The sequence below is a fragment of the Xylanibacter ruminicola Ga6B6 genome (assembly GCF_000687715.1).
Classification (GTDB): domain Bacteria; phylum Bacteroidota; class Bacteroidia; order Bacteroidales; family Bacteroidaceae; genus Prevotella; species Prevotella ruminicola_B.
The window spans coordinates 94,006-105,986 of the sequence record NZ_JHXD01000006.1 but is presented as its reverse complement, the minus strand read 5'-3'; the positions used below and the strand labels follow the sequence as shown (position 1 = coordinate 105,986).

Here is an 11,981-nt window from a genome sequence, read left to right as displayed (position 1 = left end):
TATGCAGATACTGATAGTTATATTAACCCTGGTGGTGATTATCATTGGTGTGATATTGAACCGCATTACACTCTACAGCATTCGAAAGAATACCTGGAGAGCCAAAGATATGGCTACCATCATGCAACGCACGCTGAACGATAACAACTACGTGCTCCGATTGAATCTGCAAAACCACCTGGCCTATAACCTGTATGGCGATTTCCTGCCAGCCAACGGCATGACTTACGAACAGAGTCTGGAATACATACATCCCGACGACCGCCATCTCTACGCCGAATTCATGATCCGACTGGTAAAAGGAGCCGAATCGTCGGAATGTATTTTCAGATGGGACAGAAGTCTGGATAAGCACGAAAACGACTGGCGCTATATACACGATGTGGGTGTAGTGGAATACGACCAGACTGACAAGAAAACGCCCATCAACTTTTACTGTACGCTGAACGACAAGACCGAACAGATACTGACCGAGAAAGAAGAGCGCGAACTAACCGACCGCTACCGCAAACTGTTTGAGCAGAGTATCGTTGGTCAAGCCTTCTACGACAAGGATGGTCATCTGCTGACAGCCAACCAGAAGTTGCGCGAGATACTGAAGTTTAAGTCGGAAGACGACCCATTCTATCATCGCTACAGTTTGTTTGAGTTGCCAACCTTCCGTTATATCCTACGGAAGAATCTTACCGACGACCTCTACTTCTGCACCAAGACAGTGATGTATGAGCGTGGCGTGAACTGTTATTCAGAAATCAGGATACACCCCATTCTCAATGAAGACCACCAATTGGAGTTCTTCACACTGTATATGCGAGATGTTACCCAGGAACGCAAGCTATACCAACAGGACAAGGAGAACGAAGCATCGCTGCAACGTACCAACCAGGCCATCGAGCAGTACGAGACAGAGTTGAAATACCTGATGGAGAATGTTGACATGCACTTTTTCCGCACCTCGTTCGAGAAACGCGAGGTAACCTTATATCGCGAGATGAGCGTGATAGAAAGCAAAATGGGTTTCGACGAACTCATTACCCACTTTATCGACGATCCGTTTGCCGAAGGATTACGCCATCCCTACGAGTTCTTTAACGAGCCTAAGTCGACCTTGACCCATATGCATCCGTTGTTCCACGACAGCGATGAACTGGAGTGGACCTTTATCGATAGCATTCCATACTATGATGAGAACGGCAAGCAGACGGGTACCTATGGTGTGATAAGAGATGTTACCGCCTTGATTAACAAGCAGGAGCAGTTGAAGGAAGAAACCGAACGCGCCAATCAGTCGGGAATGCGCAAGAGTACCTTCCTGGCCAGCATGAGTCATGAGATACGCACCCCACTGAATGCCATCGTAGGTTTCTCGGATGTATTGGCAACCATGAGCACACCCGAAGAGCGAGAGGGTATCATACAAGTAATATCCAACAACTGCGACATGCTGTTACGTCTGGTAAACGATATTCTGGCACTCTCATCGTTAGAGAGTGGCGACATCATCGTCAAGCCCACCAGAACCGACTTTGCCAAGTGCTTTAACAGCGTAGCCACCTCGTTGGCACAGCGCATCAAGAACCCCAAGATAGAATTCCTGGTAGAGAGTCCCTACCCCACCTATATCACAACCATTGATGGCGGACGTACCCAACAGATAGTAACCAACTTTGTTACCAACGCCATCAAATATACCCAACAGGGACATATAAAGATTGGTTATGAGCAGCAGAAGCGACAGGACAAGGAAGGCTTGTACATCTACTGCGAAGATACCGGCGCAGGCATACCCAAGGAGCACCAGGGAAAAGTGTTCGACCGCTTTGTAAAGCTGAATGATTTTGTACAGGGCACAGGTCTGGGCCTGAGCATCTGCAAGCTTATTGCCGACAACAGCGGTGGTGAGATTGGCGTTACATCCGAAGGCAAGGATTGTGGCTCTACCTTCTGGGTATGGATTCCATGTAAACAAGAAATTACTGAATGATTATGAATAGATTTAGAATATTTGTACTACTTTTAGCCTGCCACCTGTCATTTGGCACCGCATACGCTCAGAAAGACAGCATCATTGTTTACAATGATCAGCGACCGTTGGTGTATGAGGATGCCTGGGACCTGTGGCCCTATGTATTCCTGAACGAGAACGGCGAACCTGACGGCTATAATATCGACCTTTTGAAGATGATTTTCAAAGAACTCGACATTCCATATGTTATCAGACTACGTCCAACTCTGGAAGCCCAAAAAGACCTGAAAGACCATAAGTCGGACCTGATGCTGAGAATGGATGCCGACTTTGCCCGCAACAACTCATCCTACGGCAAAACCATTGTGCAGATATTCACCCATAGTCTGGTAACTCCTAAAAGTCAGGCTATCCATGCCAAGGCAGGAAAAGACCTTACCGACTACTCTATCATTGTGCATGAGGGCAGTTTCAGTCACCATAAACTGATTGATAACGGATGGGCCAAGGAAATCATCCCATTCGACGACATGAAAGAGGCCATACAGACAGTAAGTTCTGAAAATAAAGGTGTGATACTTTGGAACTCTGTGTCGCTGAAGTGGCTGATGATGAAATACCATACCGATAACCTGGAGCTCACACCTTTCGACTTTCCCTATGGCGAGTATAAGTTCTTTGCCAACGACCATCACCTGCTGGCGCAACTGGATAGCGTTTACTCGAAACTGCGCGCCAACGACCAGTTGACAGCTATCCAGAACAAGTGGTTCTACCCAGAGCGCCAGGAATCGGGTATCCCATCATGGATCTGGGATTGGATCAAGTTCTTTGCCATTCTGGCTTTGGCCGTTATCATGTACTACGCCTTCTTCAAGATTCGCGAACACCAGATAACAAAGAAAATCTTGAAGGAAAATGAACGTCTGTCGTTGGTAATGCGTACCAGTAACGTAAAGTTCTGTACTTACGATGTTGCCTCACAGTTCTTTGTGATGATGGATTCGGCCGGCTACCCCGAGCGCAACTATTCACTGCTGGAATTCTCACACCGATTCGACCCTAACGACTTTACGCAACTTACCGAAGCCTTGCGCCTGGTTATCGAGGAGAAAGTTCCTACCTTTACCTTGCAGCTCAAGGAATACGAGAACGACCTGATTCATAGCAACAACTACACGGCTACCCTGTCGGTATTGCGACGCGACAAACACAAGAAGCCATCAGTTATTATCTGTTCGAAGACCGATACCACCCAGGAGCGCATGCGCCAACAGCTCATTAAGGAGTCGATGCTGCGTTATCAGTCGCTGTTTAACTCGGCCATGGTTGATATGGTGTACTATGATGCCGATGGTTATATCACCGATATGAACTCCAAATCACTTGCTGTAGTAGGAGTTGACATAGAAACAATCAAAAAACAGCACATCACGCTATCCGATGTGCTGGGTATAGAAGATTTGGATCTCGACGACTTAGAAATCTTCTATGCCACACAGATATTTTACGGACCTGACGATGGGCGTACACTGAACAATCTGTTGAAACGCGACAAGCTATACTACGAGTTGCAGGTAATGCCTATCCGCGATAAGGATGGTAAGCGTATCGGTTTCTTCGGTTCTGGACGTAATGTTACCGAGGTAGCCCACTCGTACCGACAACTACAGGAGAACACCAACGAACTGCAAGAGATTCAGGACGAGGTTACCAACTATGTGCGTAACATCGACTATGTGCTGGCAGTAGGAGGTATCAGTCTGGCCAAGTATCACCTCGACACGCATACGTTAACCGTGTTCAGCGAGATTAACCACGAGAAATACTCGCTAACCCAAACCAGAGCATTGGCATTCATCGCTCCATCATCGGAGAAACAGGCACTACGCATACTGAACAAGATGGATAACAAGCAACCTGGCAGTCTGCGAGCAGAAATCAAGACTTGCATCAGACGCAAGGACCACGTTACTCTGCACCTGCAGTTTAACTTTGTGCCCACCTACAAGGATGGACAGATAGTGGAATACTTCGGACTGATTCGTGACATCAGCGACATCAAGGCCGTAGAGGAGAAATTGGCATTGGAGTCGGTTCGTGCTCAGGAGGTAGAGACGGTAAAGAACGCCTTCCTGCACAACATGAGCCACGAAATACGTACGCCATTGAATACAGTTGTAGGATTCTCCGAGCTGTTTCAGATGGATCACTCGCCTGAAGACGAGGCTGTATTTATCAATGAGATTAAGGAGAACTCGGCCTCGCTGCTCAAACTGATCAACGACATTCTGTTCCTGTCGCGACTAGATGCCGGCATGATCACCATCTCGCCCCAGCCCATCGACCTGGCCAGCATTTTCGAGGGACGCTGTTCATCTGTATGGGACAACCACAGGAAGCCCGGCGTAGAATATACGGCACAGAATCCGTTTAAACGTCTAATAGTAGAGATTGACGAACCCAATGTATCGATGATTCTTAACAAGATACTTACCAACGCCATACAACATACCACCTCGGGCTCGGTATTGGCACGCTACGAGTTTATTGCCGACCGACTGATTGTATCGGTAGAAGATACCGGATGTGGCATTAAGCAAGAGGACATCGAACACATTTTCGACCGATTTGTAACTGGTGCCAACAATGGCGCAGGCCTTGGTCTCAGTATCTGCCATGAGTTGGTAGAGTATATGGGCGGACAGATAGAGCTTAAATCTACCGAAGGCAAGGGCACCATGGTATGGTTCTCGATACCTTGTAAGCTGATAGAAATGGAACGTTGTTAAATCCGAAACTTGATGATCATGACAAAAAAGATATTCATACTTGCTATTACCAGTTTGCTTGCCTTGTGCCACGTACAGCAAGCTGCGGCCAAATATATACGTGAATACACCACCGAAAAACCGCTGATTATTGTGAGCGACTGGGAGTTCCCGCCTTATGAGTTCAGAAACGACATGGGTGAACCTGATGGCTACAATGTTGAGGTATTGAACTTGATATTAGACAAACTGGGTATTCCGCACAAGTTCATCATGAAAGAGTGGTACCAGTGTACAGAGACTTTCGACAGGCACGAGGCCGACCTTATCCACTGTCTGAAGTTTAAATACGACCGTCCCCCATTCGAGTACACCCAGAACATGATTACCTATTATAATGTAAGGGCTGTACGACTGAAGGGTACCCGTCCACTCCGACGCATCAGTCAGCTTACTAAGGACGATACACTGACAGTGAAGAAAAACGACTATGTAGACTTGAAGATAAATGAACAGAGAAGCAAGGCCTTTAAGGTTGAGTACCATTCACCCCGCGAGGCCCTGATGGGTATCCGAAGTGGCAAGTACAAGTACTACATGTGGGGCGAACAGCCACTGATGATGAAGGTTAAGGAGCTGAACATTGATGGCATTGAGTTTGACGAGACCGATATCCCTGCTGGCGAGTTGCGTATCATCGGCTACGATAAGGAGCTGATTCATGCTATCGACGACACATTTGCACGTATGGAGCAATCGGGCGATGTCGAGAGGATATACGACAGGTGGTTCCATCCCGAGAATGTACACAACGATGCCTCGCCCATGGCACTCATTCTGCTGGTTGGCATCATCGCAGCAGCCATCATCTTCCTGCTGTTCAGTCAGATGATGCGTACCCGCGTTCGAAAGGCTGTTGAGAAATCGGTTGACCTGAACGAGATGATGCAGAAAGCACTGAGTTCAGGTAAATACTATGTGATAGAGTTCGACATCCAGACACAATGGTTGAAAAACAGATATGGCGATATGCTACCCGAAGAAGGTATGAGTCACGCCGTGTTTATGGAACGCCTCCCCGAAGAAGAGAAGGGTAAATTCAGCGAAGCCATGCGCTTGATGAGTCAAGGTCATAAGGATCTGGGCTATCTGAAGCGTCGTTATAACAGAGGAACGATAGAAAAGCCCGACTGGCATTGGATTGAGGGACATGCCGTAGTAGAATACGACGAAGACAAGCCACGTTACATCATTACCTCGTTCAGGGATTACACCAACGAGGTACAAGAGGAGCGCATGAACGAAGAGATAGCCAGCAAATACCAGAACATGTTCGAATATGGCTTGATAGCCATGTCGTTCTATGACAAGGATGGTAAACTGATTGACGTGAACCGTCGTATGGCCGACCTCTGCGAGTTTGACAAGGATGGCGAGGAGTTCTTCCGCCAGATGAACCTGTTCGAAGTTCCCCTGGTAAAAGGTCTGTACCACAAAGGCGACAAAGAGAACTTCCACGTTTGTCAGCGCATGTTCTATCCCGAGATTGGCATCTACAAGTATATCGAGATTAAGGTACGCCCAACATTCGATGAGAATGGCGAGATGCAGTTCTACGTGGTAACGGCCCGCGATATGACTGCCGAACGACACCTATATCTGGAACAGCATAGGCACGATACCGAGATTCGTAAAGCCACCGAAGATATCAAGACCTACGAGAACCAACTGGGTTATCTGCTTGAAACCTGTAAGATGTTTGTTTGGACATTCGACTTGAAAGAGGGACTCATCCACTTCAGCTATAGTGGTCGCAAAACCGACTACACCAAGACTTTGGATGAATTCTATGGTGGCGTTACTGATGAGTTTAGTGCAACTGCGCTCAAGGATGCAATGGCAACCATTGCTCTGGCTAAGCCATACAACCAGACCATCCACTTCAAGCACACCGTTATCAACCCTAATCCTGTATGGTATGCCATCAGCGGTATTCCCAGTTTCGATGAGAATGGAAAGGTATATCAGTATTTTGGTGTGGCTCGTAACATCGACACCCTGATGGAAGCTCAGCAGAAGCTGAAGGACGAGACTCTGCGCGCTGAGGAATCAGGTAAGATGAAGGCCGCCTTCCTGGCTAATATGACCCATGAGATACGTACGCCTCTGAATGCCATTGTGGGATTCAGCGATCTGTTGCCTGTGGTTGAGGAACATAGCGAGCGTATGGAGTTTATCCGCATTATCCGCAACAACTGCGACATGCTGATGCGACTCATCAACGATATCCTCGAAGCCTCGAATGTGGGTCAGGCACTGGCCATCCAACCCGAGCAGGTTGACTTTGCCAAGGTATTCGACGACATCTGTCAGACATTGGCACAGCGTGTAGATGAGGCAGGCGTACAGTTCATTAAGGATAATCCATACGACACCTTCCCTGCCACGCTCGATAAGGGTCGCATACAACAGGTACTTACCAACTTTACTACCAACGCCATCAAGTACACCCACGAGGGACACATCAAGGTGGGCTATCGCGAGCAGGATGGTGGCATCTACTTCTACTGCGAGGATACGGGTGCTGGTATCCCCAAGGATAAGCAGGCTGCCGTGTTTGAACGTTTTGTAAAGCTGAACGACTTTGTACAGGGTACAGGTTTAGGATTGAGTATCTGTAAGGCTATCGCCGAACGATGCGAAGGAAAGATTGGTGTTGACTCAGAAGGTGAAGGTCATGGTTCTACCTTCTGGATGTGGATACCAAGGAAATAAAAACAATAAAGCCCTCGCCATTGAGCGAGGGCTTATTATTTAGAATAACAATGCTCTTTCAACCCAGTAAGTAAGAATACCTGCCAGATAGCCTACAAAAGCTACCCAGGTAATCTTCTTCATATACCAGCCAAAGGTAATCTTCTCAAGACCCATCACAACCACGCCTGCAGCCGATCCGATGATAAGCATTGAACCACCCACACCAGCACAGTAGGCCAGCAACTGCCAGAAGATACCATCGATAGCCATATCGCCAGTAGCAGCAACAGGATACATACCCATACATCCAGCTACCAGAGGCACATTATCAACAATCGAAGAGAGCACACCGATAATACCTGTTACCAGGAAGTGATTACCCTCGAAAGTGGTATCAAGTACGCCACCCAGCATGGTGAGTACGCCTACCTCCTGCAGTACGGATACTGCCATCAGGATACCCAGGAAAAACATAATGGTTGACAGGTCGATACGCGACAGCAGATCGCTTACACGCTTGGCCATGGTGTCATCATCAGAGGCACTGTAGTGGAAGATTTCTGTAACTGTCCAAAGCAGACCCAGAACAAGCAGGATACCCATGAATGGAGGCAGATGAGTAATCGTCTTGAAGATGGGTACGAAGCACAGACCGCCAACACCCAGCCAGAAGATGATGTCGCGCTGCGACTTAGTAAAGGTGCTGACATCGGCCTTTGGCAGATTCTGCTCCTTATCAAACTTGCCTACCAACTGATACTGCAGGATAAAGGCAGGTATCAGCATAGAAATCAGCGAAGGGATAAATATTTCGGTCAGCACACCCTGAGTAGTAATAACGCCCTTGATCCAAAGCATGATGGTGGTTACATCGCCAATAGGCGAGAATGCGCCTCCCGAGTTAGCCGAGATAACTACCAGAGCAGCATAGATCAATCGGTCGTTACGACTCTGAACCAGCTTACGCAGCACCATAATCATCACGATAGATGTTGTCAGGTTATCCAGAATAGCCGAGAGGAAGAAGGTCATAAAGGCCATTCGCCACATCAGCTTACGCTTAGAGCGTGTCTTCAATGTGTCACGAACAAAGTTAAAACCACCGTTTGAGTCTACTATCTCAACGATGGTCATGGCACCCATCAGGAAGAACAAGGTACCTGCGGCATCGCCCAAATGATGTTCGATAACCTCGGATATGTGGTGCATCACATCACTGCCCAGTAAGCTGGGATAATACGATGTAGGATCGAGCATAAGCAGTGTCCAGCACAGCACACACATCAGCAGCGCAATAGCCGCTTTATTTACTTTTGTCAGGCTCTCAAGAGCTATACAAAGATAGCCTATACAGAACACAACGACAATCAAAATTGTTAATGTTGACATTTTTGTTTAGAATACTTTTTAATTATTGTTTTGAATTTGGCTGCAAAGGTACGAATAAGTGAGAAGAAAACCAAATAAAACGAGAAAAGTTTGTTGCTTAGCGAAAAAGTTTGTATATTTGCACTCCATATGAACAACGAACTGAATAATGAAGTAAAGTGGAGTGACAACGTGGTACTGGTAGATGCGGACTACGTTGATACTGTGGCATTTAATCTCATTGTGAACTTCGAGCGCATGATTGGAAGACGTATTCCACAGGCTGATATCGCCAAGTGGCTTGACTGCGTTGCACTCGATGGCGGCGTGAGAGAAGGTGAGAACGAGATACAGGTAATCCTGATTCACCAGAAGGATCAACAGCAGATGAACAACTTCGTACCAGGCAACTATGCTAACGACTTGAGCGAAAAGGCATTCAAGGACCATCTGGGCGAGTTTACCATCAATGCCTATCAGGCCGAAGGGTTCGCCAAAACAGGCGATTTCTTTTGCGAGGTACTCGAACTGGTTTGTGCCCAGAAGAACATTAAACGCCTGATGGTGATACCTAACGCCGAAGATGCTTCTATATATAATAAGGTACGCGAGACGTTGCGCCATGCCGACGATGATGACAAACGCATCACCGTGTTCAGCATGCAACCACAAACTGGCGGCAATTTCCGTCAGGAAATCTTAGGCTACTCGCTGATGGCAGCACTCGGTATCAAGGCCAATGAGATAAAAGATTAAAGAATTAAAGGATTGAAGAATTAAACATTAAATATTTTAGACTATGGCAAAAGTATTAATGATTGGCGCAGGTGGCGTGGCTACCGTTGCAGCATTTAAGATTGCTCAGAACGCTGACGTGTTTACAGAGTTTATGATTGCTAGTCGCCGTAAGGCTAAGTGCGATAAGATTGTGGAGGATATCCACAAGGCTGGATATAAAATGGATATTAAGACCGCTCAGGTTGATGCTGATGATGTAGAGCAGCTCAAGGTGCTGTTCAACGACTTCAAGCCCGAGCTGGTTATCAACCTGGCCCTGCCCTATCAGGACCTCACAATTATGGATGCCTGCCTGGCTTGCGGTTGCAACTATCTCGACACCGCCAACTACGAGCCAAAGGACGAGGCTCACTTTGAGTACTCATGGCAGTGGGCTTATCGCGAGCGCTTCGAGAAGGCTGGACTGACAGCTATTCTGGGTTGCGGTTTCGACCCAGGTGTAACCTCTATCTACACCGCTTACGCTGCAAAGCACCATTTCAAGGAGATTCAGTATCTGGATATTGTTGACTGTAACGCTGGCGACCACCACAAGGCTTTCGCCACCAACTTCAACCCAGAGATCAACATCCGCGAGATTACCCAGAAGGGACTGTACTGGGAAGATGGCAAGTGGGTTGAGACAGAGCCTCTGGAGATTCACAAGGATCTTACCTATCCAGAGATCGGTCCTCGCGACAGCTATCTGCTGCACCACGAGGAAATCGAGAGTCTGGTTATCAACTACCCCACCATCAAGCGTGCCCGTTTCTGGATGACCTTTGGTCAGCAGTATCTGAAACACCTCGAAGTGATTCAGAACATCGGCATGAGCCGTATCGACGAGGTAGAGTACGAGGCACCATTGGCCGATGGTACTGGTACTGCCAAGGTAAAGATTGTACCTCTGCAGTTCCTGAAGGCCGTGCTGCCTAACCCACAGGATCTGGGCGAGAACTACGAGGGTCAGACCTCTATCGGCTGTCGCATCCGCGGTATTGGCAACGATGGCAAGGAGCACACCTATTATGTATATAACAACTGCAGCCACCGTGCCGCCTACGAGGAGACCGGCATGCAGGGTGTTAGCTACACCACAGGTGTACCTGCAATGATTGGTGCCATGATGTTCTGCAAGGGACTTTGGAACACCCCAGGCGTTCACAACGTCGAGGAGTTCGATCCCGATCCATTCATGGAGCAGCTCAACAAGCAGGGTCTGCCTTGGCACGAGATTCACGACGGAGATCTTGAGCTCTAAATAAAACATAAATCATTAATCGTAACGTAGTAAAACTAACTATGGCAAAAGAAAAGGAAGAGGCCTTGTCGCCTCAGCAAGAGAAAATGAAAGCGCTTCAGGCTGCCATGTCTAAGATTGAGAAGGACTATGGTAAAGGCTCGATTATGCGCATGGGAGACGAACAGATTGATAACGTAGAAGTTATTCCAACTGGTTCGATTGGTTTAAATGCAGCACTGGGTGTAGGCGGCTACCCCAAGGGTCGTATCATCGAGATCTATGGTCCTGAGTCGTCAGGTAAAACCACACTGGCCATCCACGCTATTGCAGAGTGCCAGAAGAATGGTGGTATTGCCGCTTTCATCGATGCCGAGCATGCATTCGACCGTTTCTATGCTGCCCACCTGGGTGTTGATGTAGAAAACCTCTACATCTCACAGCCCGATAATGGTGAGCAGGCATTGGAGATTGCCGATCAGCTGATTCGTTCGAGCGCCATCGATATTATCGTTATCGACTCTGTAGCAGCTCTGACACCAAAGAAGGAAATTGAGGGCGACATGGGTGATTCAGCAGTAGGTTTGCAGGCCCGCTTGATGAGCCAGGCACTCCGCAAGCTCACCTCAACCATCTCGAAGACCAATACTACCTGTATCTTCATCAACCAGTTGCGCGAAAAGATTGGTGTGATGTTCGGTAATCCCGAGACCACCACTGGTGGTAACGCCCTGAAGTTCTACGCTTCAGTACGTCTGGATATCCGCAAAGTTACAGCTATTAAGGATGGCGACAACATCATCGGTAACCAAGTACGTGTAAAGGTGATTAAGAACAAGGTGGCTCCCCCATTCCGCAAGGCCGAATTCGAGATTACCTTTGGCGAGGGAATCTCAAAGATTGGCGAGATTGTGGATCTGGGTGTTGAATACGAGATTATCAAGAAGAGTGGCTCATGGTTCAGCTACGGCGACTCGAAGTTAGCTCAAGGCCGCGATGCAGTAAAAGCACTGCTCAAGGATAACCCAGAACTCTGCGAGGAACTCGAAGCAAAGATTATGGAAGCAATCGCTGATAAGAAATAACATGAAACAAGAAATCC

Annotated in this window: 7 protein-coding genes; 6 read left to right on the top strand and 1 reads right to left on the bottom strand. The window is 47.7% G+C overall.

Annotation, left to right across the window (positions count from 1 at the left end):
- The first annotated feature begins 1 nt into the window (after nucleotide 1).
- Genes T500_RS16335 through T500_RS16330 form a run of 3 tightly spaced genes read left to right on the top strand, consistent with a single transcriptional unit; the run spans nucleotide 2 to nucleotide 7,512 of the window.
- A complete protein-coding gene (locus T500_RS16335; protein ID WP_051611899.1) occupies nucleotides 2-1,984 on the top strand; it encodes a PAS domain-containing sensor histidine kinase in 1,983 nt (660 codons plus the stop codon).
- Between the two features lie 2 nt (nucleotides 1,985-1,986).
- Nucleotides 1,987-4,758: an ATP-binding protein gene (locus T500_RS0105745; RefSeq protein ID WP_196243476.1), complete on the top strand. Its 2,772-nt coding sequence runs from the start codon at nucleotides 1,987-1,989 to the stop codon at nucleotides 4,756-4,758.
- Nucleotides 4,759-4,776: 18 nt separating this feature from the next.
- On the top strand, nucleotides 4,777-7,512 hold the full coding sequence (locus T500_RS16330; protein ID WP_196243475.1) for an ATP-binding protein: 2,736 nt from the start codon (nucleotides 4,777-4,779) through the stop codon (nucleotides 7,510-7,512).
- 39 nt (nucleotides 7,513-7,551) lie between these two features.
- Here the strand turns inward: T500_RS16330 and nhaD are convergent, their stop codons facing one another.
- On the bottom strand, nucleotides 7,552-8,883 hold the full coding sequence (gene nhaD / locus T500_RS0105735; RefSeq protein WP_028907316.1) for a sodium:proton antiporter NhaD: 1,332 nt from the start codon (nucleotides 8,881-8,883) through the stop codon (nucleotides 7,552-7,554).
- 129 nt (nucleotides 8,884-9,012) lie between these two features.
- Between nhaD and T500_RS0105730 the strand changes: the two genes are divergently transcribed.
- The 3 genes from T500_RS0105730 to recA are packed head-to-tail and all read left to right on the top strand — an operon-like array spanning nucleotide 9,013 to nucleotide 11,964.
- Nucleotides 9,013-9,618 carry a DUF6621 family protein gene (locus T500_RS0105730; RefSeq protein WP_028907315.1) on the top strand — a complete coding sequence of 202 codons (606 nt, stop codon included), beginning with the start codon at nucleotides 9,013-9,015 and terminating at the stop codon, nucleotides 9,616-9,618.
- Nucleotides 9,619-9,661: 43 nt separating this feature from the next.
- Complete coding sequence (locus tag T500_RS0105725) at nucleotides 9,662-10,900, top strand: saccharopine dehydrogenase family protein (RefSeq protein ID WP_013065478.1); 1,239 nt, start codon at nucleotides 9,662-9,664, stop codon at nucleotides 10,898-10,900.
- Nucleotides 10,901-10,941: 41 nt separating this feature from the next.
- The gene (recA, locus tag T500_RS0105720; RefSeq protein WP_028907314.1) at nucleotides 10,942-11,964 is read left to right on the top strand and encodes a recombinase RecA; all 1,023 of its coding nucleotides are present in this window, start codon (nucleotides 10,942-10,944) and stop codon (nucleotides 11,962-11,964) included.
- The last annotated feature ends 17 nt before the right edge of the window (nucleotides 11,965-11,981 follow it).